24 protein-coding genes are annotated in these 23,685 nt (G+C 67.8%); 6 read left to right on the top strand and 18 right to left on the bottom strand.

Going from position 1 to position 23,685, the window contains the following annotated elements; genetic code table 11:
• Nucleotides 1–8: 8 nt before the first annotated feature.
• From OS889_RS08190 to OS889_RS08155, 8 genes are all read right to left on the bottom strand, one after another.
• Entirely contained in the window at nucleotides 9–1,061 is a 1,053-nt protein-coding gene (locus OS889_RS08190; RefSeq protein WP_372388900.1) for a branched-chain amino acid ABC transporter permease, read from the bottom strand.
• Nucleotides 1,058–1,936 carry a branched-chain amino acid ABC transporter permease gene (locus OS889_RS08185; protein WP_372388898.1) on the bottom strand — a complete coding sequence of 293 codons (879 nt, stop codon included), beginning with the start codon at nucleotides 1,934–1,936 and terminating at the stop codon, nucleotides 1,058–1,060. Before OS889_RS08185 ends, OS889_RS08190 begins: the two co-directional genes overlap by 4 nt.
• Before the next feature lie 22 nt (nucleotides 1,937–1,958).
• Nucleotides 1,959–3,284: an ABC transporter substrate-binding protein gene (locus OS889_RS08180; RefSeq protein ID WP_372388896.1), complete on the bottom strand. Its 1,326-nt coding sequence runs from the start codon at nucleotides 3,282–3,284 to the stop codon at nucleotides 1,959–1,961.
• A gap of 300 nt (nucleotides 3,285–3,584) precedes the next feature.
• Entirely contained in the window at nucleotides 3,585–4,661 is a 1,077-nt protein-coding gene (locus OS889_RS08175; protein ID WP_372388894.1) for a cupin domain-containing protein, read from the bottom strand.
• 167 nt (nucleotides 4,662–4,828) lie between these two features.
• A complete protein-coding gene (locus OS889_RS08170; protein ID WP_372388892.1) occupies nucleotides 4,829–5,023 on the bottom strand; it encodes a hypothetical protein in 195 nt (64 codons plus the stop codon).
• 124 nt (nucleotides 5,024–5,147) lie between these two features.
• Complete coding sequence (locus tag OS889_RS08165) at nucleotides 5,148–5,549, bottom strand: acyl-CoA thioesterase (protein WP_372388889.1); 402 nt, start codon at nucleotides 5,547–5,549, stop codon at nucleotides 5,148–5,150.
• Nucleotides 5,549–6,259, bottom strand: coding sequence for an acetate--CoA ligase family protein (locus tag OS889_RS08160; protein ID WP_372388887.1), 711 nt, complete (start codon nucleotides 6,257–6,259; stop codon nucleotides 5,549–5,551). Before OS889_RS08160 ends, OS889_RS08165 begins: the two co-directional genes overlap by 1 nt.
• Complete coding sequence (locus OS889_RS08155; protein WP_372388885.1) at nucleotides 6,252–7,691, bottom strand: CoA-binding protein; 1,440 nt, start codon at nucleotides 7,689–7,691, stop codon at nucleotides 6,252–6,254. The genes OS889_RS08160 and OS889_RS08155 overlap by 8 nt, the downstream gene beginning before the upstream one ends.
• A 127-nt stretch (nucleotides 7,692–7,818) precedes the next feature.
• On the opposite strand from OS889_RS08155, the gene OS889_RS08150 reads away from it, so the two are divergent.
• The gene (locus tag OS889_RS08150; RefSeq protein ID WP_372388883.1) at nucleotides 7,819–8,586 is read left to right on the top strand and encodes an ABC transporter ATP-binding protein; all 768 of its coding nucleotides are present in this window, start codon (nucleotides 7,819–7,821) and stop codon (nucleotides 8,584–8,586) included.
• Between the two features lie 22 nt (nucleotides 8,587–8,608).
• On the opposite strand, the gene OS889_RS08145 is transcribed toward OS889_RS08150, so the two are convergent.
• Both OS889_RS08145 and OS889_RS08140 read right to left on the bottom strand, forming a co-directional pair.
• Nucleotides 8,609–9,166 (bottom strand): maltose acetyltransferase domain-containing protein, encoded by a 558-nt coding sequence (locus tag OS889_RS08145; RefSeq protein ID WP_372388881.1) that lies wholly within the window; start codon nucleotides 9,164–9,166, stop codon nucleotides 8,609–8,611.
• 88 nt (nucleotides 9,167–9,254) lie between these two features.
• Nucleotides 9,255–9,890 (bottom strand): MBL fold metallo-hydrolase, encoded by a 636-nt coding sequence (locus tag OS889_RS08140; RefSeq protein ID WP_372388880.1) that lies wholly within the window; start codon nucleotides 9,888–9,890, stop codon nucleotides 9,255–9,257.
• Between the two features lie 141 nt (nucleotides 9,891–10,031).
• On the opposite strand from OS889_RS08140, the gene OS889_RS08135 reads away from it, so the two are divergent.
• Nucleotides 10,032–11,438 (top strand): SLC13 family permease, encoded by a 1,407-nt coding sequence (locus OS889_RS08135; protein ID WP_372388877.1) that lies wholly within the window; start codon nucleotides 10,032–10,034, stop codon nucleotides 11,436–11,438.
• A 57-nt stretch (nucleotides 11,439–11,495) separates the two neighbouring features.
• On the opposite strand, the gene OS889_RS08130 is transcribed toward OS889_RS08135, so the two are convergent.
• The gene (locus OS889_RS08130) at nucleotides 11,496–13,049 is read right to left on the bottom strand and encodes a class I adenylate-forming enzyme family protein (RefSeq protein ID WP_372388875.1); all 1,554 of its coding nucleotides are present in this window, start codon (nucleotides 13,047–13,049) and stop codon (nucleotides 11,496–11,498) included.
• Between the two features lie 135 nt (nucleotides 13,050–13,184).
• Between OS889_RS08130 and OS889_RS08125 the strand changes: the two genes are divergently transcribed.
• Nucleotides 13,185–14,075: a UbiA prenyltransferase family protein gene (locus OS889_RS08125; RefSeq protein WP_372388873.1), complete on the top strand. Its 891-nt coding sequence runs from the start codon at nucleotides 13,185–13,187 to the stop codon at nucleotides 14,073–14,075.
• A gap of 33 nt (nucleotides 14,076–14,108) precedes the next feature.
• Here the strand turns inward: OS889_RS08125 and OS889_RS08120 are convergent, their stop codons facing one another.
• Both OS889_RS08120 and OS889_RS08115 read right to left on the bottom strand, forming a co-directional pair.
• Nucleotides 14,109–14,876: an IclR family transcriptional regulator gene (locus OS889_RS08120; RefSeq protein ID WP_372388870.1), complete on the bottom strand. Its 768-nt coding sequence runs from the start codon at nucleotides 14,874–14,876 to the stop codon at nucleotides 14,109–14,111.
• 274 nt (nucleotides 14,877–15,150) lie between these two features.
• Complete coding sequence (locus tag OS889_RS08115) at nucleotides 15,151–15,663, bottom strand: gamma carbonic anhydrase family protein (RefSeq protein ID WP_372388867.1); 513 nt, start codon at nucleotides 15,661–15,663, stop codon at nucleotides 15,151–15,153.
• Nucleotides 15,664–15,866: 203 nt separating this feature from the next.
• On the opposite strand from OS889_RS08115, the gene OS889_RS08110 reads away from it, so the two are divergent.
• Nucleotides 15,867–16,274, top strand: a complete 408-nt coding sequence (locus OS889_RS08110) for a universal stress protein (RefSeq protein WP_372388865.1) — start codon at nucleotides 15,867–15,869, stop codon at nucleotides 16,272–16,274.
• A gap of 113 nt (nucleotides 16,275–16,387) precedes the next feature.
• On the opposite strand, the gene OS889_RS08105 is transcribed toward OS889_RS08110, so the two are convergent.
• Both OS889_RS08105 and OS889_RS08100 read right to left on the bottom strand, forming a co-directional pair.
• Complete coding sequence (locus OS889_RS08105) at nucleotides 16,388–17,770, bottom strand: methyl-accepting chemotaxis protein (RefSeq protein ID WP_372388864.1); 1,383 nt, start codon at nucleotides 17,768–17,770, stop codon at nucleotides 16,388–16,390.
• A 100-nt stretch (nucleotides 17,771–17,870) separates the two neighbouring features.
• Entirely contained in the window at nucleotides 17,871–18,314 is a 444-nt protein-coding gene (locus tag OS889_RS08100) for a MaoC family dehydratase (RefSeq protein ID WP_372388863.1), read from the bottom strand.
• A gap of 135 nt (nucleotides 18,315–18,449) precedes the next feature.
• On the opposite strand from OS889_RS08100, the gene OS889_RS08095 reads away from it, so the two are divergent.
• Entirely contained in the window at nucleotides 18,450–18,776 is a 327-nt protein-coding gene (locus OS889_RS08095) for a hypothetical protein (RefSeq protein ID WP_372388861.1), read from the top strand.
• A 146-nt stretch (nucleotides 18,777–18,922) separates the two neighbouring features.
• On the top strand, nucleotides 18,923–20,170 hold the full coding sequence (locus OS889_RS08090) for an FAD-dependent monooxygenase (protein ID WP_372388858.1): 1,248 nt from the start codon (nucleotides 18,923–18,925) through the stop codon (nucleotides 20,168–20,170).
• Between the two features lie 149 nt (nucleotides 20,171–20,319).
• Here the strand turns inward: OS889_RS08090 and OS889_RS08085 are convergent, their stop codons facing one another.
• The 3 genes from OS889_RS08085 to OS889_RS08075 are packed head-to-tail and all read right to left on the bottom strand — an operon-like array spanning nucleotide 20,320 to nucleotide 23,685.
• A complete protein-coding gene (locus OS889_RS08085; protein WP_372388855.1) occupies nucleotides 20,320–21,471 on the bottom strand; it encodes an acyl-CoA dehydrogenase family protein in 1,152 nt (383 codons plus the stop codon).
• 47 nt (nucleotides 21,472–21,518) lie between these two features.
• Nucleotides 21,519–23,141: a long-chain fatty acid--CoA ligase gene (locus OS889_RS08080; protein ID WP_372388853.1), complete on the bottom strand. Its 1,623-nt coding sequence runs from the start codon at nucleotides 23,139–23,141 to the stop codon at nucleotides 21,519–21,521.
• A 1-nt stretch (nucleotide 23,142) separates the two neighbouring features.
• Nucleotides 23,143–23,685: a Zn-ribbon domain-containing OB-fold protein gene (locus tag OS889_RS08075; protein ID WP_372388851.1), complete on the bottom strand. Its 543-nt coding sequence runs from the start codon at nucleotides 23,683–23,685 to the stop codon at nucleotides 23,143–23,145.

Here is a 23,685-nt window from a genome sequence, read left to right as displayed (position 1 = left end):
GAAGGGTCTCAGTCGTTGGCGATCTCGGCGTCGGCGTCGACGTCGGTGTCGGCCCCGGAGCCGGAGATCTCCTCGACCAGATTGTCCTCGATGAGGCCGTAGAGCCCGCTCGGGAGGAAGATGATGAAGAGGATGATCAGGATCCCCTCGACCGTCGTCGCGAGGCCGCCGACGATGGCCGAGAGGCCGTTGTCCAAGAGCAGGAACAGCGCGGCGCCGAAGAACGAACCGACGAAGGTGCCCATCCCGCCGAGGATGACGACGATGAGCGAGTCGACCGTCCAGGTCACCGCCAGCGTCGACTGCGCGTTGATGTACAGCGAGTGGTGCGCGTAGAGCGCGCCCGCGAGCCCCGCGAAGAACGACGAGACCACGAACGCGTACATCTTGTACTTCAGGGGATTCACCCCGAGGCTGCTGGCGGCGTCCTCGTCGTCGTGGATCGCCTTCATCCCGAGGCCGGCCGGCCCCTTGACGATGTAGTAGGTGACCGCCACGGTGATGACCGTCGCCAGCAGCGTCAGAAGGAACATCATATCGCCGTGGGAGATCATCTCGCCCAGGCCGATGTCCGCGTTGATGTAGTAGCCGGTCGCGCCGCCGGTCAGGTCCCGGCGGTCGAGCATCACCAGCTCGATCACGGCCGCCAGCGCCAGCGTCCCGATCGCGAAGTAGTGCCCGGTCAGCCGGAAGATGATCGGCCCGATCACCAGCGCGATGAGCGCCGCGGCGATCCCCCCGACGAGGATCGCCGCCAGCAGCGGCAACTGGGCGGAGGGGGGAAGCCCCGCGCCGCCCGGCGTGGTCAGCCACGCCGAGACGAACGCGCCCATCCCGAAGAACGCGGCGTGGCCCAGCGAGATCTGGCCCGCGTACCCGGCGATGAGGTCCCAGGAGACGCCCAGCATAATGTAGACCAGTCCCGTCAGGATCAGGCCGGTCAACGCGTCGGTCGTGGTGAACGGCACGGCCGCCAGCGCGAGCACCGCGACGACGCCGAGCGCCTGCACGCGGCGGTCCTCGGCGAGCGAGCCGCCCGCTTCGCGCTTGAGGAGGTTCACGAGCCACCCCCCGAGCCGAAGAGGCCCTGCGGTCTGACGAGCAGGACGCCCAGGAAGATCAGCAGGCTCACGACGTTCCGGTAGCCGCCGCCGAGGAACAGCGCCCCGAGGTTCTCCGAGACGCCGATCACGAGCCCGCCGACGAGCGTCCCCAGGACGCTACCGACGCCGCCGAGGACGACCACGGCGAACGTCGTCAGCAGGTACGACCACCCGACGTAGGGGTCGATGGGGAAGATCATCGACAGGAGCGCGCCCGCGGCGCCCGCGAGCGCCGTGCCGATCCCGAGCGTGATCACGTAGATGCGGTCGGTGTCGATACCCATGTACTTCGCTGCGGTGCGGTTCTGCGCGGTCGCCCGGATCGCCTGCCCGGTCTTCGTGTACTGGAGCAGCGCCCAGGTGGCCACGATCAACAGCACCGAGACGACGAACGTGACGGTCCGCGGCAGCGACAGGAACACGAACCCGAGGTCGAACCCGTTGCCGGGGATGCCCAGGTCCGCGGTCCGGGCGTCGCCGCCGAGCAGGATGCGGCCCACGTTCTGGAGCACCAAGGCGAGGCCGAACAGCACGATGATCGGCTGTTCGAGCCCCTCGTCGACGACGTGCTGCAACAGCACTTTCTGGAGGAGGACGCCGAAGCCGAACATCAGCGCGATCGCGAGGAACATCCCCACGAGCGGCGTGATGCCGGTCGCGGCGAAGATCAGGATCGCGATGTAGGCGCCGACCATCAGCATATGGCCGTGCGCGAGGTTCACGACGTCCATAATGCCGAACACGAGCGACAGCCCCAGCGCTGCGAGGGCGTAGATGCCCCCGAGCAGGAGGCCGTTCGCGACCGACTGAACGACCAGGTCGCTTGCGACCATCGTTAGGCGTGTGCTACCTCGTTCATCGCTCGCTCCACGGCGGGATGGGGAACCTAAAGTCCAGCGCGCGCTCGGAGTCCGTGTCGGGGTACGCGAGCCGCTGGACGCCGTCCCACCACTGGCCGACCGGAGAGGTCAGCTCGCCTTCGGTGGGGAGCCCGTTGTCCTCGAAGGTGAAGTTGCCGATGACCGTCTCGAACTCCGTGTCCAAGAGCGCGTTGCGGACCGCGTCGGGGGCGACAGAGCCGGCGGCGGAGACGGCCTGTTCGGCCGTCTGCGTCAGATTGTACGCCCCGCCGACGATGACCGGCAGGTACTGGCTGTCGTTTTCGTACGTCGCGTTGTACGACTCGCGGAGCGCCGCGTTGCCGTTGCCGGTCAGGCCCGGCACCCAGCCGGGACACATCAGCGCGTAGGCGCCCTTCTGGCCCAGAGCCGACCACCAGGCGGTCGGGTCGGCCGCGCGGACGAACTTCAGCATCTGCGGGGACCAGTTGTTCGACTGCATCTGATTGACGGCCGTGATGCCGCCCGGCGGGGTCGGGTTCGAGAGCAGCACCTCGACCTCCGCGCTCTGGGACTGCGAGATGAGCGTCGAGAAGTCCGAGGAGCCGATCTCGAAGACCTCCCGAAGCACGACGTTGTAACCGGCATCCGAGAGCGTCTCCTCCCAGTAGTCGGCCTGCTCTTCGCCCCACCCGGAGTTGGGCTCCCAGATGCCGATGTTCGACGGGCGGTTCTCCTCGGGGATCAGCTCCAGCGTCCCCAGCGTCGAGCGGGCGACGTCCCGGGACTTCGGGAACGGCGCGAACGTCCACTCGTAGTTGTTGTTCCGGTGCGGAGCTTCGTACGCGAACGCGACGCCGAAGAACGGGAGGTTCTGATTCTCGGCGAACGCGCTGCCCGCGGTGACGAGCAGGCTGGAGAAGCTCCCCCAGATCATGTTCACGTCGTTGTTCGAGACGATCGTCTGGAGCTGTTCGCGGACGACCTGCGCGTCGCTCTCGTCGTCGCGGAGGATGAGCTCGACGTCGCGGTCGAGGTTCTGGTTCATCCGCTCGACGCCGAGTTCGTAGCCGCGCATCAGATCCTGCCCGAGCGAGGAGAACGCGCCCGTCTCAGGGACGGTCGCGGCGATCGTCAGCGGATCGGCGTCGCCACCGCTCGTGGTGGCCCCGCCGGTGTCGGTTTCGCCGCCGCCGTCGCCGCCGGAGTCGCCGCCGCCGTCGCCCCCGCCGTCACCGCCGCCGCCGAGCGTACACCCGGCGAGTCCGGCGAGTGCGACTGTGCCGGTCGCTCCGGCCCCTTTGAGATACGTCCGTCGCGGAATTGTGTCATCACGAGCCATACCGTATCCGACGTTAATTATTATGGAATATAAAAGTATATGGTCGGGCGGCAGGCGTCGCGCGTCTCGCCGAGGCCGCGGATCGGTCGTGTCAGTCGGTCACGCACCGAATGTTCGATTTCGAACACGACGGCAACGGCGCCGGATCGCCGTTTCCCGTCGAGCCCAGATAGTAGCGTTTGCGAGTCTTCCACTCGATCGCACGCTGTCGTGCGATCGGATGTGTAATCAGCTGCAAACGCTACATAGCGTCCGCAGTCGTCGGTTACGCGCGGACCGAAAAGAGAACGCGAGCCGGGATCAGGAGGACGGTTCGGCCTCGGCGTAGAGGTTGAACGCCTCGAAGACCGGCCGGTCGGTGATCGCGAGCAGCGTCGCCTCGCCGTGGGGCTCGTGGTGGTGGATCTCGTCCGGCGGGACGATGAAGGTGTCCCACTTGCTCCACTCAAGCGCCTCGTCGCCGACGTGGGTGATGCCCTCGCCCTCGATGACGAAGAACACCTCCGTCATGTTGTGGAAGTGGGGATCGGTGTCCTCCTGCATCAGCTGGGCGCGGAAGGACATCGTCGGGAACAGCGGCGGCTCGCCCGTCGCGGGGTTGACATACGAGAGGCTGTAGCCGTCGTGGGGGTTCGGATCGTTGTTGTCGGCGCGCTGTTCGAGCGACTCCACCATATTCGCCCACTGGAAGCGGTACGGCGGGGTCGGCTCGCGGATGCCGTCGAACGGCCCGGGGATGTCGTCGCCCTGGAGATCCTCCTGAGCGCGACCGCGGCCGTACTGGGAGGCCCAGTAGCCCTGGCTCTTGGTGACGGGCTGGCGTTCGAGCTCGTGGTACTCGAAGGTGTTCTTGGCGTTGAGCGAGTCCAGCACGAGCGGGAGGTCCAGGACGTCGAGCCACGCCGCGGTCTCGTCGCTCTCGTTGACGTGGTCGTGCCACTCCCACTGCGGGGTGGTGATGAGGTCGTTGTCCTTCATCGGGAACTCCTCGCCCGCGACGACCGTCTTCATGTCCTCGTGGCCGTCGATCGTGAAGCGCAGCGCGTTGGCGCCGTGTCGGTGCGAGGGGGCCGTCTCGCCGGGCGAGACGGTCTGGACGCCCACGTAGATCGTGTTCGAGATCGCGTGGGCGGTGTTGATCGGGACGGCGACCCGACGCTGGAACCCCGGCGGTAGCTCCGAGATCGGCACGTCGCGCTCGATGGCGTCGATGGCCTCCTGCATATCCTCCCACCGCCAGATCTCCGCCTCGGGATCCTCGAGGGCGTTCCCCATATCGTCCTCGATCTCCCACAGCGGCTGGAGGTTGTGCTCCTCGAGAATGTCCCAGGTGTCGGAACTCATCTCTAGGAGTTCCTCTGGCTCTTGCTGTGCCATATCGGCATATTGGCAAAACTCGATAATAAGTGTGTTGGACGTCGGCACGCCAATCGATCGCAGACCAGCCGCTGACCGGCCCGAAACGGCCGAGGAGAGATGTGACGTTACCACCGTGGCCGCCCGCGACTCGGACGGACGAGCGATGCGCGGAACGGAGCTGTCGGCTACGCTTCGGCCTCGACCTGTGGCTTCGCCTGGGCCTCGAAGATCTCGGCCGAGGTGAAGAGCTTCCGGCAGTCCTCACAGACCATCTGGCGCTGGATCGCGTACTCCCAGAGCTTGCCGCCGCAGTCTGGACAGTCGAAGTGCGCCTCGACGAACGGATCCTCCGTCGCGTAGGGGTTCTCGAACTCCGCCATACCCCTCGGTTGCCGCGTAACTCTAAAAAGCGTATCGCTCGGCTTACAGTGAGTATCGCAACGTTTCACCGATTCTCGCCGCGCCGTCCGGCGCGAAATCGATCGGGGGTTGCGATACTCACTACTACTCCTCGGCGTACTCGCGGAACTGCGAGTGGATCTCCTCGGGGATCTCTACCGCGCCGCCGCCGCCCGTCTCGGCGCAGACGCGCTGTTCGTAGCCCGAGAACGCCACGGTGTCGTCGATGGTCGCCTCGTACTCGAAGCGGACCGCACGGGTGCTCGGATCGGGCGTGAGCGTGATCCGGACCTCGTCGCCGGCGTGGAGCGGCGCCTCGAACTCGAAGCCCATATCCACGAGCGGGAAGCCGAAGTCGTAGTTCTGCGTGAGGTCCCAGAAGGGGAACCCGATCTCCTGCATAAACATGTCCGAGGTCTCGTGGAGCGCGTCCACGATGCGCGGGTAGTGAGCGATGCCGTGCGGGTCGGTGTCCGAGAATCGGACGGTCCAGGTGCGTTCGAACATTACTGATCCTCAAGCACGACAAGCGCGTCGAGGGCCATCACTCCATCGGTCCCCGCCAACACCGGATTGACGTCGAGTTCGGCGATCGGGTGGTCGGTCACCAGGTCGCCCACAGCCGCGACGGCCTCGGCGAGCGCGTCGACGTCGGCCGGCTCGCTCCCGCGGTATCCCCGGAGCAGCTCGACGGCTCGCAGTTCCTCGATCGCCGAGCGCGCCTCCGCGCGGTCGATCGGCGCGATCCGGTGGCTGGTGTCCTCGAAGACCTCGGTGAAGACGCCGCCGAGCCCCGTGAGGACGACCGGCCCGAACGAGGGATCCCGGAGCCCGCCGACGATCACTTCGGTCCCGCGGTCGGTGTCGAGCGCCGCCTCGACGAGGACGTCGGTCTCGATCCCCCGCTCGTCGGCCGCCTCGAAGATCCGGGTCGCCGCCTCGCGGACCGCGTCGCCGGAGTCGAGGCCGACCGCGACCCCGACCCCGTCGGCCCAGTCGCTCTTGTGAGTGACCGCGGGCGAGGCGACCTTGACGACTACCGGATAGCCGATGTCTCCGGCGGCGTCGACCGCGGCGTCGGCGTCCGCACAGACCGCGAACTCCGGCGTGTCGATCCCCGCCGACGCCAGGAGCTCCTTGCCCTCGGCCTCCGTCAGCGTGGTCCGCCCGTCGGCGCGGGCCGACGCGATCGGCGCGGGCTCGCCGGACTCACTCATCGCGGCTCACCTCCCGGCCGTCGGCGTCGGCATCGAGCGCGGCGATCCCGCCGTCCGCGACGGCGTCGTCGTGCAGTTTCGCGTACCGGGCCAGCGCGCCCGCGGCGTCGGCCGCTCGCTCCGGCGTCGGGAAGTAGGGGATCCCGGCAGCTTCGAGCTTCGCGCGCTCCTCGGCGAGGTCCTCTTCGATGCCCTCGCTGGCGAACAGGACGGGCTTTCCGACCCGCTCTGCGAGCCCGTCGAGCGTCTCGATCGGGTAGCCGATCGACGCCTCGAACAGCTCGTAGACGAGGACGATGTCGACCCGCTCGTCCTCGGCGACGGCGGTCACGATGTCGCCGAACGCCGGCATCGGCCGGCCGGTGTCGACGGGGTTGTCGGCGTAGGTGATCCCCGGCAGGATCTCGTCGATCGTCTCCTGGGTGTCGGCCGTCAGCTCGGGGAGCCGGCCGCCGGCGCGCTGGATCCGGTCGGTGATGATGATCCCCGGCCCCGCCTGCGCCGTGACGACGCCGACGTTGGGGCCGTCCGGCTCGGGGGAGTTCCCGAGCGCGGCGGCCGCATCGAGCAGGTCGTCTGTGGCGTCGACCGTCGGCGCGCCGTACTGGGCGAAGCCCGCGGTGTAGAGCTCGTGGTCGCCGGTGAGCGCGCCGGTGTGTGACTCCGCGAAGTCGCCGACGTCGGACTGGCCGACCTTGTACGCGATCACGGGCGTGTCGCTCGCGCGGCAGGCCTCCAGGACGCGGCGCCCGTCGTCCGTCCCCTCGATGTGGAGGACGATCGCGTCCGTCTTCTCGTCGCCGTCGAAGTACTCGATGGCCTCGGCGAATCCCACGTTCGCGCGGTTGCCCAGGCCGACCTCCGCGGAGACGCCGCGGCCCTGACGGCGGGCCTGGAAGGCCAACACGAGCCCGACGCCGCCGCTCTGGGCGACGACCGCGATGTTGCCAGCGGGGATCTCCTCGGCGCCGCTGGCGAACGAACACCGGAGGTCGAGCGCGGGCACGATGAAGCCGCTCGTGTTCGGGCCCAGCAGCGAGATGTCGTGCTCGTCGGCGACCGCGACGGTCGCCTCCTGGAGCTCCTCGCCCTTCTCGCCCGCCTCGGCGAAGCCGCTGGCGTAGATGACGGCCGCGCCGATGCCGGCCTCGCCGCACTCTTCGAGGACGTCCGGGACGGCCGGCCCCGGCACACAGCAGAGCGCGAGGTCGACGTCGCCGTCGATCTCCGTCACGGACGCGACGAACTCCCGGCCGAACAGTTCGCCCTCGCCGGAGGGGTTCACCGGGTAGACGGGGCCGTCGAACGCCACCGCGTTCGCCATCGCTTCGTATCCGATCTTGCCCTCGGTGTCCGACGCGCCGACGACGGCGACGCCCGAGGGATCGAACAGCTGTTGCAGCGTCACGCTCGGACATAGCCCGAACTCCATCAAAGCGTTTTCCCCCTGGGCCGGGAGCCGACGACGACAGCGGTCCGCGGCGCCGTTCGGCGGTGGGGACCGAATCCTCATCGAATATTCCGTAAGTTTATCATTGTGGATGGGATATCGGACGCCAATGACGCTACTGGAAGGACGCGGCCTGACGAAGAAGTTCGGCGGGGTCGTCGCGATCGAGGACGTCTCCTTCACCGTCGAACGGGGCGAGGCCGTCGGGCTGATCGGCCCGAACGGCGCCGGCAAGAGCACGCTCTTTCGGACGATCACGGGCGTGCATCCGCCGACCGAGGGCGAGGTCTACTTCGACGGCGAGGAGATCACCGGCAAGTCCCAACACGAGATCTGCCACCGCGGGCTCGCGAAGACCCACCAGATCGTCCGCCCCTTCGAGAGCCTCTCGCTCATAGAGAACGTCGTCGTCGGCGCCGAGTACGGCGGCCGCGAGTTCGACGACACCCGAGCGCGCGCCCGGGAGATGCTGGAGTTCGTCGACCTCGAAGACCAGATGCACGCCGATCCCGGCGAACTCAGCGTCGGCGGCCTCAAGCGCCTGGAGATCGCTCGCGTACTCGCGACCGACCCCGAGATGGTGCTGTTCGACGAGGTCGCCGGCGGCCTCGACCCCGAGGAGACCGAGGGCATCATCGACCTCGTCGGCGACATCATCGACGAGGGCAAGACCGTCTTCCTGATCGACCACGTGATGCGCGCGCTGATGACCGTCAGCGAGCGCGTGCTGGTGCTCGACAACGGCAAACTCATCGCCGAAGGCACCCCCGACGAGATCCAAAACGACGACGAGGTCATCGAGGCCTACCTCGGCGAACACGCCGGCAAGGACCTCTCGGACGCGGTCGCGGGCGACGACGCCGTCGCCGGCGACTGACGCGCTTCCGTACTGCGCTTCCTTACTCCATCTCTCGTACGACCGTCGCGGGATTTCCCCCGACGACGACGCCCGCGGGGACGTCGTCGGTGACGACGGCGCCGGACGCGACCACCGCGTCGTCGCCGATCGTCACGCCCGGATTGATCACCGCGCGGCCGCCGATCCAGACGTTCTCGCCGATCGTCACCGGCTCGCCGGACTCCAGCCCCTCGGCCCGCGCTTCCGGGTCGAGCGGGTGCGTCGCCGTGTAGATGTGGACGCCCGGGCCGAGCAGACAGCCCGCGCCGACGTCGACCTCGCAGACGTCGAGGACGACGCAGTCGTAGTTGGCGTAGAAGCCGTCGCCGACGCGGATGTTGTAGCCGTAGTCACAGCGGAACGGCGGTTCGACGTGGACCTCGCCGCCGACGGATCCGAGGAGCGACCCCAGCAGTTCGCGCCGCGTCTCGGCGTCGTCGACGGCGGCGCGGTTGAACCGTCGGAGGAGCCGTCGGGCCCGCTCCCGATCGGCGACCAGTTCGGGGTCGGACGCGTCGTATCGCTCCCCGGCGAGCATCTTCTCCTTCTCGCTGTCCATACCCGGGACTGCGGGGCGTCACACAAAGCCGTTCTCCTCGGCGGGCCGCAAAATTCCAGTCCGCTCCCGACGTGTCGACCTCCGCCGGCTACCGCTTGCCCGCGAAGTCGACGAACCGGGCGATCTTCTCGCTGGCGCCCTCGGTGACGCTCGATCCGTGGTAGACGAGGCCGACCTCGAAGTCGTACTCGAGGAGATTCGCGAGTTCCTCGTCGGCTTTGGCCACGTCCGCGGAGTAGTAGGCGGTCGGAAGGACGTAGTAGCCCTCCGGCAGGCCGCGGGCGTCGGAGCCGAACAGCGCGTCGCCGATGACGGCGATCCCGCGCGCCTCGTCGACGAGGGAGTGGTGGCCCGGCGCGTGGCCCGCGACCGAGACCGCGGTGAACGGCCCGACGCTGTCGCCGTCGCCGAAGCGGTGGTCGACGTCGACGTCGACCGCGACGCCCTCGGGGACCCACGATTCGAGGTCGAAGCGCTCGACCAGGCCCGCGAGGCCGCCGACGTGGTCGGGGTCGCCGTGGGTGATGACGACTCGTTCGGGCGTGATTCCCAGCTCCGCGACGGCGTCGGCGACGACGTCGACGGTGTCCTCGAAGCCGGCGTCGACGAGGGTGGGCGTCTCGCCGTCGAAGAGGAACACCCGCCAGCGGGCGTCGTCGGCCTCCTTGACGGTGATGTCGTACACGTCCGGTGCGATCTCGGTGATCCGAGCGTCGGCTGTCATCGGCGGTGCATACGACGCCGGGGATCATAAACGTACGTCGGCGGCGTCGCGGACGCGGGGGACGCCGCGGAAAATCTCCGGACAGCGAACGCATCGCCATCCTCATTACCGTTCGCCGAGACGACTCGGCAACAACGACCTATGCCCGATGGACTCTCCGCGCGTGCGGCCTCGACCCTCCCCTTCGAGCCGGCCTGGCTCTCGCTCCCGGCGGGTGTCCTCGCCGCCGGTGGCGTGCTGGGATTCGCGCCGCTCGCTCCGGACGCGGCCCTGATGCTCGCCATCACGGTCTTCTGTGTCGCTCTCTGGATCGGAACGCCGGTCAAGCCGTGGTTCACGGCGCTGCTCGGTATCGGCCTGATCGGCGTCGGCTTCTCGACGGAGCTGGCGCTGTTCGGCTTCCGCTCGCCCGCGACGTGGCTCGTCGTCGTCGGCCTGCTCATCGGCGAGGCCGCGAGCGAGAGCGGGCTGGCCGACCTCGTCGAGCGCGTCACCCTCGATTGGATGCCCGAGCGGATCACGACCGACGCGGTCGCGGTGTACCGCTACCTGCTCGTCGTCCTCTCGGCCGGGAGCCTCGCGCTCGCGGTGCTCGTGCCCTCGTCGCTCGTCCGCGTCCTGATCCTCGCGCCGATCCTCAAGTCGCTGGGCGACCTCTTCACCGATCGGAGCGCGAAGATCGGGATCTTTCTCGGCCCGCTCTTCGCGACGTACTACGGCGGCTCGGGCTTCCTGACCGCGTCGCTGGCGAACATCATCGTCACCGGGCTCGTCGAGTCCGGGGGCGGCCCCGTGATCTCGTGGGCGCAGTGGGCGCTGTATATGGGGCCGGTGATGGGCGTCGGCCGCGTGGCCGTCATCATCGCCGTGACGTATCTGCTCTACCGGCCGAGCGGATCCGACGCGCTCTCGGACTCCGCGGTCGAGACGGCCGCCCCGTCGCCGACCGAACGGCGGATGCTCGCGTTCCTGCTCGTCGGCGTGCTCTTCTGGGCGACGGACTTCGTCCACGGACTGCATCCCCTCTTCGGCGCGGTCGTGGTCGCGCTGCTCTCGTTCGCGCCGAAGATCGGCGTCGTCGACCACACCGCCGTCGGCGAGACGGACTTCTCCATCCTCTTTTTCCTCGGCACGATCTTCGCCATCGCCGAGGGGCTCCAGCGCACCGCGTTCACCGACCTAGCCGCTGAGACGCTGCTTTCGTACCTCCCCGCGGACCCGTCGCTCCCGCTCGTGTTGGTGTTCGTCACCGCCATCTCGATCGGCCTCGCGTTCCTGATGGAGGGGCTGGCGGTCGCGAGCGTCATCACGCCCGTGTTCGTCTCGTTCGCCCAGAGCACGGGCCTGCCGCTGGTGCCGATCGCGATGATCGAGGCCGTCGCCCTCAACGGCTACTTCTTCCCGTATCAGTCCGCGGTGCTCGTCGGGATCCTCGGCCTGGGCGTCGTCGACTCCGTCGAACTCAGCCGGATGGCGAGCCTCTGTACGATCGCGACGTACCTGATCTTGCTCCCCATCCAGATCGGCATCTTCGTCCTCCTGTTCTGAAGGGTTTTGAGATAGAAAATCGGGCGCCGTCAGTCGGTCAGCCCGCTGCGACCGGGCTCAGTCGAAGTGCTTCTCGATGAGCTGTTCCCGGAGGATCGTTCCCGTGTCCGACCGCGGGAGCTCCTCGGTCGTGATCGCGTACGCGCGCGGCCGCTTGAAGTCCGCCAGCCCGTCGTGCTGGAGGCAGTACTCGTCGAGTTCGTCCTCGGTGAGTTCGACGCCCTCGGGGACGACGACGACGGCCGTGACGACCTGGCCCCACTGCTCGTCGTCGCGGCCGAAGACGCAGGCCTCGGTGACGTCGGGGTGGTTCCCGAGCACCCGTTCGACCTCCGCGGGGTAGACGTTCTCGCCGCCGCTGACGATCATATTGTCGACGCGGTCGACGATGTAGAGGTAGCCGTCCTCGTCGACGCGGGCGACGTCGCGGGTGCGGAGCCAGCCGTCGAAGTAGGACCGCTCGGAGGCCTCCTCGTTGTCGATGTACTCGTGGGACATCCCCGGACCGCGGGCGATGATCTCGCCGCGCTCGCCGGGGTCGACCTCGGCCTCGGGGTCGGGGTGTTCGTCGATCGGCGCGGTCTCGACCACGCGGATCTCCCAGGTGAACGACTCCTTGCCGATGGTCCCGGGGTGTTCTTCCTGGACGCTCGGGTGCGCGAAGGTGAGGTCCGGGCCGGCCTCGGTCATCCCGTAGGTGTTGTAGACGTGCTCGGAGAGGTGCTCGTGGGTCTCCTCGATGAGGTTCTCGGTGACGATCGCGCCGCCGGTGCGGATGTACTCCAGCGTGCTCGTGTCGTAGGTCGCCCCCTCGCCGCGCTGGATGTCGTTGAGCGTCTTCAGCTGTGTCGGGACCGCGAGCAGCCCCGTCACGCCGTGTTCCTCGATGAGCTCTAAGGCCTCCTCGGGCTCGAACGTCGAGTGGAGGACGACGGTCGCGCCCGCGACGAAGTGCGGGTAGAGCCACGCGTCTGTTGTCACCATATGGTACCACGGCGAGGTACAGAGCGCGACGTCCGTCTCGTCGATGCCGTGTTCCATCACGGGCTGGATCGCGCCGTACCAGAGCTGGTCCTGGTCGAACTGGACCGTCTTCGGAACGCTCGTCGTCCCGCTCGTGTGCAGGACGGCACACTCCTTGCCCGCCGGCAGCGACGCGTCGAGGTCGGCGTCGGCGCCGTCGAGGACGTCCTCGTAGGACTCGACGTCGGAGTGGTCGACCGCCTCCTCGCCGGCGTGGATCGCCGTCTCGAAGGCGTCGCGGTCGAGCAGTTCCAGGGCGGCCTCGACGTTGTGGTCGTCGAAGACGAGGATCTCCGCGTCGGCCGTGTCGGACATACTCTTGAGCTCGGCGACGGTTGCGCGGTAGGAGAGCTGGACCGTGGAGACGCCGCGCTTGTTGCCCGCCCACATCGACTCGATGGCGGAGACGTCGTTGATCGTCAGTACCGCACACCGGCCCTCGCCGACCCGGTCGGTGAGGGCGTTCGCGAGGCGCGTGCTGCGCTCGTCGAGTTCGGCGTAGGTGAACGAGCGGCCCTCGTCGGTGATGAGCGCGGGCTTGTCGGGGTGACAGCGGACCGTGCGTGCGAGCGCGTCGTTGAGTTTCATAGTAGACGTGTTAGGAATGGACAAGCCAACTGCAACATTAATTGTTTTGATTCCCGAAGGAGACGGCCGCAGACGACCGCTGCGCCGCGCGTCGAATCTCGCGGTTTTATCAGTTCCCGACCGGAATCGACCCGTATGTCGCGGGCGATCGCCGACGCGCTGGCCTACGTGCGACCGACGTTTATGCTCCCGGCGGTCGGGATGTCCGCCTACGGCGCGCTGCTCGCTCCGGCCGCCGCGTTCGATCCCCGTATCGTCGCGCTCCACGCCGTCGCGGTCGGCGTCGCCCTGTTCGTCGCGCACCTCCGGGACGGCCTCGTCGACGGCCACTTCCGGGAAGAAGAGGACCCGCGGCTCTCGGTCGCGGCGTTCCGGTGGGGTATCCGCGCGGGAGTCGCCCTCGGAACTGCGTTCGCGGCCGCCCTCTCCGTCGCGGCGGGGCCGCTCGCCGGCGCCTCGATCGCCGGGCTCCTGGCGCTCGCGCTCCTCCACGCGCCCTACCTCGACAGACACCCCGTGACGGTGACCGTCGACTACCCGGCCGGGATCGCCCTCGTGATCGTCGGCGGTTACGCCGCCCAGAGCGCGGACCCCTCGCCCGGCGTCGTCGCGGTCGCAGCGCTCTTCTTCGGCCTCCTGGCAGGGATCAAGGTCGGGATCGACGCGCTCGACGCCGACTTCGACCGCTCGATCGACAAGCGGACGGTCCCCGTCGCCCTCGGCCCGCGCCGCGCCGACCGCGTCGCCGGCGTGATCTTCGGGTTCGTAACGCTCGGGACCCTGGGAGTCGCGGCCGCCGGCACCGTCGGCGCGCTCGGAGTCGACGCGCCGTTCGTTCTCGCGGCCGCTCTCGGCCCGCTCGGCTGCCTGGCGGCGACGGCGCTGACGGGGGGCGAACGCACGGTCCGGCTCCAGATGGGACTGATCTACGTCTTCGCCGGATTCCTGTTCTTCGGGGCGTGTGTCGGCCGCTGTGCGGGCGCGGCTCTCGTAACTCGGGCGCTCGGAGCGGTCGGAATCGTCTGAAGCGTGCGGCGTGCGGCCGGTGACAAAAGCCGACTACCGGTACGCGAGCGAGAGATCGATCTCGTCGGTCGCGGCCTGGAGGTGGTCGATGATCTCGGTCTCGCAGCGCTCCTTCGACATCCGGTGGGCCGGGCCGGCGACGCTCAGCGCGCCCTGGACCTCGCCGTCGACGATGAGCGGGACGCCGATGGCGTGGATCCCCTCCAGGTCCTCCGCGAGGTTGAGGGCGTAGCCCCGGTCTCGGATCCGTTCGAGCTCCTCGAAGAGCCGCTCGCGGTCGGTGATCGTGTTCTCCGTCCGCGCGGGGAGGCCGTGCCGGTCGAGGATCCACCGGACGGTCTCCTCGGAGAGGTGAGCCAGGATGGCCTTGCCGCCGGAGTTGCAGTGCATATGCTCCCGGGTTCCGAGGAGCGCGTTGACGTTGATGTCGTTGTCCCCGGCGCGGCCGTAGACGTAGATGAGCTTCCCGTTCTGGTGGGCGATGAGCCAGGCCATCTCGTCGGTCGCCGCCTCCAGCCGATCGGCGGCGGCCATTCCTGACTGGAAAATCTCCAGTTGGCCCCGCACGTACTGCCCGTACTCGAAGAACTTCAGGCCGAGGTGGTACTCCCGACCGCGCTTGACGACGTACCCGCGGTCGGTGAGCGTCGTCAGATGGCCGTGTGCGGTGCTCTTGGCGATGTCGAGGCCCTCCGCGACCTCGGTCACGCCCGCGCCGTCGCGTTCGCGAAGGAGTTCGACGATGTCGAACAGGGTCTCGTCGGATTGGATCCCGCGCCCGCCTGACGCTCGCCGTGCCATACGTTTCCTCACGCGAGAACAAATAAGAATCTATCGTGTACGTTCCTCCGCCGTCGGTTCCTCCTCGCACACAGCTGTTCGCCATCATCGAACAATCGGCTTACTCAGCCGCGAGATAACAACCGTACGGGTGTTACCAGCCCGACCGCGTGTTTTCAGGAGCAAAACAGAAGTCGGAGCCCGGACCCGTCGGCCGCTTCCACGGAAGAGCGCGGACTGTCGGCGTCCTATCGACCGGCTGACGCAAATTGTTCGGTGTCGTCGAACGGCGGTGTCACGGCGCCTCGTCGTGGCCCAATCCCGCATCGCGGAACCGCGCCGCGAGGTCGACGTAAGTCTCGTGCGTCCGGCGGATCTGCTCGCGCTGATCCTCGGTGAGGGGCCTGGTCTCCGCCGGCGTCCCGTACGCCAAATGACCGGACGGGACGGTCTGGTCCTGCCGGACGACGGCGTTCGCCGCGACGATCGAGCCTTCCTCGACGGTCGCCCCGCGCATCACCGCGCTCTGCATCCCGACGAGGCAGTGGTCGCCGACCTCGGCGTAGTCGACGACGGCCCCGTGCCCGACGGTGACGCCGTCTCCGAGCCGCGCGCCGTGGAGCGTCGTGAACTCCTGGACGTTCGTCTCCTCGCCCACCTCGACGCCCGTTCCGTGCCCGCGGAGGCAGACGAACGGCCAGACGCTCGCGCGGGACTCGACGGCGACGTCGCCGACGAGGTACGCCATCTCCGAGACGAACGCGCTCTCGGCGACGCGCGGTTCCGCACCCTCGAACGCTCGTTGCATAGCGCCCGGTTCGTCGTCTCGGATGATAAAACGGCCGGCGACGGTCGATCCGCAGCTGTTCGATACTGTCGAACATCTGTGCCGAAGCGGTCCCGCTCGATACCCACGCACACTTCGGGTCGGAGTCGTGACCGGATTTCGATCGCCCCAACGCGGAGAAAACGACCGCGGAATTATAAGTAGGTGGCCGGCAGAGTGAACGTATGGTCCGAGTACTGCTCGCACTCGACGACGACATCCCGCAGGCACGCGCACAGACCAACGCGATCAAAGACATCGTCGAACCGGCGGGGAGCGCGGAGGTGTACATCCTCCACGTCTTCGGCGACAACCCCGAAGGGGCGTCCGTCCAGCAGGTCGAGGCCGTCCGCGAGGCGCGCGAGCGGCTCGAAAGCGACAAGGTCGACGTCCACCTGCTGGAGGCAAGCGGATCCCCCTCCGACGAGATTCTCCGCTTCGCCGACGAGTACGACGTCGATCAGATTTGCGTCGGCGGACGGAAGCGCTCGCCCGCCGGCAAGGCGCTCTTCGGGAGCGTGACCCAGGACATCATCCTCGGCACGCACCGCCCGGTCCTGGTGTGCGGCAGCGCCGCAGAGGACGAAGAGTAACGCGCCCCGCGCCGCCGAGTTCTCACGGCCGGTCGGCGGGAGCAAAGATCGGATGCACAGAACTGAAAACGGGAAGCGAGAAGACGGACACGAGCCCGGCGTGAACCGTCCGCTTACTGGTCTTCGATCACGGAGTTGAGGTTGCGTTCGAGCTCCTCGACGCTGCGGCGGATCTCGGCGACCTGATCGGTCTGCTGTTGGTTCGCCGTGGCGAGTTCGGCGACCTCGTCGGCGATGCGTTCGACGCCCTCGACGGTCGAACTCAGCATCGCCGAGATGTCTTCGGCGCTCGTCGCCTGCTCGTCGGTCGCGGTCGCGATCTGTTCCAACTGCTCGGAGACGTCCGCGATCGCCTCCTGGATCTCCCGCTGATTCGCGTTCACCGCCTCGATCTGGGACTCGATCTCGTCGACTCGGTCGCTCGTCTGTTCGACGCCTTCGACCGTCTCGTTCGCGATGGTCGCGATCGATTCGACGAGCCCCTCGATCCGCTCGGCCTCCTCCTTGGACTCCGCTGCGAGCGACTTCACCTCGTCGGCGACGACCGCGAAGCCCTCGCCCGCCTCGCCAGCGCGAGCGGCCTCGATGGAGGCGTTGAGCGCGAGGATGTTGATCTGATCGGCGATGTCGTCGATCACCGCGACCACGTCGTCGATCTCCTCGACGCGCTCTGCCAAATCTTCGGCATCGCCGGCCATCCGGTCGCTCGCGTCCGCGACGTCCTCGACCGTCTCCAGCAATTCGGTCGTCGATTCTTCGGACTCGGTCGCGAGCTCTGCGGTCTCGGAGCTCTGGGTCGAAATCGTCTCGACGCTCGCGGCGACCTCCTCGGTCGTCGCGCTGAACGTCTGGATCTCGTCGTCGACGTCTCTGACGTGTTCGGCCTCCTCGTCGGCAACTTCTGCGATCACGTTCACGTTCTCCGTCACCTGCGAGGACGCCGTCTCCAGACCGCTCACCGTCCCTTCGAGGTCCCGCTGGACCTGCTCTTGGACGCGCTGCATCGACTGGCGCTGCTCGACGAGGTCAGTCACCCGGTAGAGGACCTCGAAGGAGCCCACCACCTCGCCGCTTGGCGAGGTGAGCGGGACGCCCATCGCCCGGCCGTGGCCCTTCTCGCCGTTCGTGTTCGTGATCGTCCGGACGTTCGTCTCCCTGATGCGCTCGCCCGTGCGGACGACCTTCTCGGCGAGCGTCTCGGTGACGTCCTCGGTCCCAATGACGTCGTGGGCGGGCTTGCCGAGGGTCTCCGCGGCGGGGATGCCGACGAACGACTCCTGGGCGTCGTTCCAGTGGGTCAGTCGCCCCTCGTCGTCGACGGCGATCACGGGCTCGGGGAACTCCGCGGCGAGCTGATTGAACATATGCCGCCAGTGGTCGCGCTCGGCCCGGTAGCGTTCGGTTTCGTCGTCGATGTGCGAGAAGTCGGGGGCGAGCGTCGCCTCCTGGGTGGCCGGGACCTGCTCGTTCTGCGGGGCCGGGCTGTGTTGTGCCATTGCGGTGGGATGGTCTTCACCGGCTAATTAATGTTTGTGGCCGATTTTCACAGGTGATACTGATGTGGGACGGCCCGGCATACGACGGGAGTAATCGCTATCAGTCGTAGTCGCGGCCCTTCACGAGGGCGGTCGTCTCGTAGCTGACGACGACCTCGTCGCGTTGGTTGTGCGCTTCGATGCCAGTCGTGACGTAGCCCCGGTCTTCGTGGCTTCCGGAGGGCCGCTTGGCGAGGATTTCGGTGTGCAGTTCGAGGTGGTCGCCCGGCTGCACCGGATTCCGCCAGCGGATCTTGTCGGCGCCGACGCCGGCCAGGGCCGCCAGCGGGTCGGGGTCCTGATTGAGCATCCGCATACACATCGCCATCGTGTGCCACCCGGAGGCGACCAGTTCGCCGAACATCGAGTCCGCGGCGGCCTCCTCGTCCAAGTGGAACGGCTGGGGATCGTACTTGGCGGCGAACTCCTTGATCTCCTCCGCAGTCACGTCGTAGGAGCCGTGAACCGACGTCGATCCGACCTCGACGTCCTCGAAATATCGCATATCGGAGTTCTCGCGGGCCCGCGTAGAAAATCCTTCGACGGCGTCGACGTCCGGCGGCTCGGAGTGGGGTGCCGGCTGTGAGCGTCTCACGGGCGGACCGGAAAAGTTTACATAGGGTAGTCCAAAGATCCGAGTATGGCGCAACCGGACGACCTCAAAGCGGCAGCCGAGGAGGCTGAGGACCTGCCAGACCCGCGCGACATCGTCGCCGAGGACGAGGAGATTCCGCTGGAGGAGCTGTTCGACGCGGAGTTCATGGCGGAACACACCGACTTCGAGACCTTCGACGAGATGGTCGCCGCCAGCCCGTCGGCGGCGTCGTCCGCGGCCGAGCTCGAACTGGTGCCCGACGGCGAGTGGGACGAGTTCGTCGCGGAGACCACCGGCTTCGACGACGAGGAGGAACTGGTGTTCGCCGCCCGCGACCACTGGGTCGCAAAGCAGCTCGGACTGGACGCGTAACCGCTGCCACCGACGCCGGCCGAGAGTCGCATCGCCCCGATCGAACAGCGGTAGCTGAATCCCGCTGAACGGCCGTATACGGCCGTCTTCTCCCCGTTCGACCACAATAATTATGTGGAGTCTCGCGTAAGAGTCGGATAGAGACGATGAGTGAAACTGACTCCGAGAACCCAGTGTTGATTGCCGGTGCCGGGCCGACCGGGATGACCGCGGCGCTCGCGCTCCACGCGCGGGGCGTGCCCGCGACGATCGTCGAAGCGGACTCCGAAGACCGGGACCGCGCCGGGAGCCGGGCGATCTACGTCCACGGGTCGACGCTCCGGACGCTCGAACGGGTCCACCCGGGCCTCGGCACGGACCTCGTTGAGGAGGGGCTCGTCTGGCCGACCCGCCACACCAAGTGGCGCGGCAAGACGGTCTTCCGCCGCACCTACGACAACCCCGGCGGCGACGGCGAGATCCCCCACTTCTCGAGCCTCCCGCAGGTCACCACCGAGAAGTACATGCACGAGGCGCTCGACGAGGCCGGAATCGACATCCACTGGGACGCCGGCGTCGAGTCCGTCGAATCGACGCCCGACGGGGTCCACGTCGAGACCGCCGACGGCCAGGAGTGGGAGACGCCGTACCTCATCGGCGCCGACGGCGGCGGGTCCCAGGTGCGAAAGGAAATCGGCGCCGAGTTCGAGGGCTCCCAATCGGAGAACTCCTTCATCATCGTCGACGTCGAGACCCTCGACGGCAACTCCATCGACGAGGAGCCGATCCCGTTCGAGCGGCTGTTCCACTACGACTCGCCCAACGCCGACGGCCGCAACGTGATGCTCGTGCCCTTCACGGGCGGCTGGCGGCTCGACATCCAGTGTCTCGGCGACGACGACCCCGACGAGATCGCCAGCGACGAGCAGATGCGGGAGTTCGTCCGCGACATTATGGGCGAGGAGTACGTCGACAACATCAAGTGGACCTCGACGTACAAGTTCCTCCAGGTCCAGGCGGACTCCTTCGTCGACGAGCACCGCCGCGTCCTGCTCGCCGGCGAGGCCGCCCACCTGCTGGCGCCGTTCGGCGCCCGCGGGATGAACTCCTGTGTCGCCGACGCCGACGAGGCCGCTTCGGCCATCGCCGTCGCGCTCGACTCAAACGAGGCCGTCGCCCGCGACGAGGTCGAACTCTACGCGGCGCGCCGACAGACCGCCGCCGAGTACAACATCGACGCCGCTGGCCAGGCGCTCGATTACCTCCAGGGCGACAGCCCTGTCACGGTGCTCCGCAAGGAGGCCGCCGCGTCGCTCGCCGACTACTTCGAGCCCGCCGGCGAGTACCTCGACGACGCGCCGTACGGCCCCCACACCCCGCCGCCGATCGCGTCGACCGGCCGCGCCAACTACTGAGATCGCCCCGCCCTCGCGATCGCATTTTATCGACGCTCCGGGCTGAGTCACAACGGTGGCTCGAACGAGCAGCGCCCCGATTGTTCACATCGGAATAATACCTACTGGTCTGATAGTTTGGGGAGAGAAGCCGAAGCGGTGCCGCCGGGTCAGAAGTTCCGGTAGATGAGGTCCCGCTGGACCGCGCCGACCCCCTCGTAGGTCATCGGCATCCGAACGTCGCGGTAGACCCGGGTGATCCGCTCGTCGTGCAGGAGCGCGCGGCCGCCGTGGAGTTTCATCGCCGTCTCGGCGCACTCGGCGGCGACTTCGGTCGCGTTCGCCTTCGCCATCGCGGCCCAGCGCTCGGCGTCCTCGCCGGCCGTCACGTGGTCGACGGCCTGCCACAGCAGGGCGCGAGCGCTCTCGAACTCCATCCGCATCTCCGCGAGGTCGTGCTGGACGGACTGGAAGTCCGAGACGTGCCGGCCGAACTCCTCGCGCTCGTGGACGAACTCCCAGGCCTCCTCGATGGCGGCCGCCGCGAGGCCGATGCCGTGGGCGGCGACGCGGACCCGCCCGGAATTGAAGAACTCTGCGACCATCCGGAAGCCCTCGCCGCGCTCGCCCACGAGGTTCTCCCTCGGCACGCGGCAGTCGTCGAGGACGATGTGCGCCTGCTCGGAGGCCCGGTAGGCCATCTTCTCCGGGATGGGCTCGGCCTCGTAGCCGGGCGCGTCGGTCGGGACGAGGATGAGCGAGTGGTTGGCGTGGCGGTCGTCGGTGTCTTCGGTCCTGGCGTAGACGGTGATGTAGTCGCCCGAGACGCCGTTGCCGATCCAGTACTTCTCGCCGTTGAGGACCCACTCGTCGCCGTCGAGGCGGGCGCTCGTCTCCATCCCCGCGAGGTCGCTTCCGGTGTCGGGTTCGGTGATCGCCATCCCCGTCCGCTTTTCGCCCTCGGCGACCGCGCGGAGGTACTCCTCCTTCTGTCTCTCGCTGCCGAACTCCTGGAGGATCTCGGTCCCGAAGCTCTGGCTGACGATGCCGAGGCCGAGGCCCGCGTCCGCGCGGAAGAACTCCTCGACGGTCGCGACGATCTCGGCGAGCGACCGGCCGGGGCCGCCGTACTCGGCGTCGATCTCCTGGGCGACGAGGTCGGCGTCGTGGGCCGCCTCGACGACGTCGACCGGGTACTCGGCCGAGTCGAAGTAGTCGCCGGCGACCGGCGCCATCTCCTCCTGGGCGAACGACCGCGCGTGCGCTTTCAGTTCCGCTGCCTCGTCGGGGATCACCGTGTCGGTGAGTATGTCTGATTCCATAGTTGTTGGCCGTGGTATGTCTCGTCCGAAAGGTCTGTCAGTGTCCGTTACTCGTCCAGCGGGAGCTCGCCCTCCTCGTCGAGGAACTGCTCGCGGAGGTCCTTCTTGTTGAACTTCTGTGTCGTCGTCTTGGGGATCTCGTCGATGAACCGGAACTCGTCGGGCAGCCACCACTTGGGGAACGTCTCCAGGAGGTGCTCGCGCAGGTACGCCTCGTCGATCGAGGGGTCCTCCGCGACGACGTACGCGACCGGCCGCTCCTGCCACTTCTCGTGGGGGACGCTGATCACGGCCGCCTCGGCGACGCCCTCGGCGTCGATCAGCGAATTCTCCAACTCGACGGAGGAGATCCACTCGCCGCCGCTCTTGATCGCGTCGTCGATGCGGTCGACGATGTCGAGGTAGCCGTACTCGTCGATGGTGCCGATGTCGCCCGTCTTGAACCACCCGTCCTCGAAGGACCGCTCGTTGGCCTCCGGCCGCTCGAAGTAGCCGTCGGTGAGCCACGGCGAGCGGGCGTGGATCTCGCCCGGCGTCTCGCCGTCGTGGGGCACCGGCTCGCCGTCCTGCGTCCGCAGGCGGATGCGCGCGCCCGGCGCGGGGATCCCGGCCTTCCGCTTGAGTTCGTAGCGCTCGTCTTCGGGGAGGTCCTGCATCTCGGTCGTCTCGAAGGTGTTCGCCAGGTGGGGCGACGCCTCCGTCATCCCGTAGCCCTGGTAGATCGGCGCCTCGTAGACCTCCTCGAACTTCTGCATCAGCGAGGCCGGCGGCGCGCTCCCGCCCGTCAGGACGCGGTCGAGCGAGGCGAGCGGCTCGCCCTCGCTGGATTCGAGGTAGCCGTCCATATCGATCCAGACGGTCGGGACCGCGGCCGCGACGGTCACGTCCTCGGCGTCGATCAGGTCGGCGACGGCCTCGGGGCTCGTGTGCTGGCCCGGGAGGACGAGCTTCGAGCCGTAGAACGTGCCCGAGTAGGGAAAGCCCCAGCCGTTGACGTGGAACATCGGGACGACCGGCATCACGGTGTCGTTTTCGCTCACGCCGAACACGTCGACGTGGCCGTGGACGAGGGTATGGAGGAACATCCGCCGGTGGCGGTACTGGACGCCCTTCGGCAGTCCCGTGGTCCCGGAGGTGTAACACAGCGCGAACTCGCGGTCCTCGTCGAGTTCGGGCCAGTCGTACTCGGTGTCGTAGCCCGCGATGAACGACTCGTAGTCGACCACTGACTCCAGGGACGTCTCGGGCACCTCGTCGTCGAGGACGACGTACTGCTCGACCGTTTCGAGGTCGTCGGCGACGGCCTCGACGGTCTCGACGAACGCGGGATCGACGAACAGCAGGCGGTCTTCGGCCTCGTTGATGATCTCCGTGAGGTGGTGTTCCGGCAGCCGGTGGTTCGTCGTGTGGATGCTCCGGCCGCTGCAGGAGGGGCCGAAGTACAGCTCGTAGTGGCGGTAGTGGTTCACCGCCATCACCGACACCCGATCGCCCATCTCCAGGCCGTAGTCGTCGAGCGCGTGCGCGAGCTGGCAGATCCGCTCGTAGGCGTCGCCGTAGGTGTAGTGGTGGAGCGAGCCGTCCGGGAGCTTGGAGACGATCTCCTTGTGGTCGAAGAGGTCGACCGCCCGCTGGAGGAACTTCGTGATGGTGAGTTCGTAGTCCTTCATATCACGATTCCTTGGGCGTGAACCGGTAAAAAACCCGTTCGTGGTCGACCGGGCCGTCGATCTCGACGACCTTCATCTCCACGGGATCGCCGATCGAGAGGTCGTCGTACTCCGCGTCGGCGACGTGGGCCGAGAGCTGCACCGGACCGAGGTCGACGATGCCGATCACGAACGGGACCTCGTCTTCCATCCCCATCGGCGCGCCGGCCCGGACCGTCGAGAACGCGAACAGCTCGCCCTCGTGAGGGAGGTCGACGTACTCCAGGTCCTCGCTTTGGCACTCGGGACAGACGATCCGCGGCGGGAAGTGGATCTCGCCGCAGTCCTGGCACTCGGTCGTCGTCAGCTGGCCCTCGCGGAGGTTGTCGTAGAACTCCGCGATCTTCGTTGTGTCCTCGGTCTGGAGCTCGTAGAAGTCCAAGAGCCGGGGCAGTTCGATCTGGTCGGGCAGTTCGACGACGTCGCGGCCGCCGTCGGTGACGGCCGCGCCGGCGTCCGCGCCGGTATCGTTGTCCGCGTCGGTGTCGATGTCGTTTTCGGTCAT

The organism is Halobellus sp. MBLA0158 (assembly GCF_041477585.1).
In the GTDB taxonomy this organism is placed as follows: domain Archaea; phylum Halobacteriota; class Halobacteria; order Halobacteriales; family Haloferacaceae; genus Haloquadratum; species Haloquadratum rubicundus.
The sequence above is the reverse complement of the archived record's forward strand: the minus strand, read 5'-3'. Positions and strand labels throughout refer to the sequence as shown.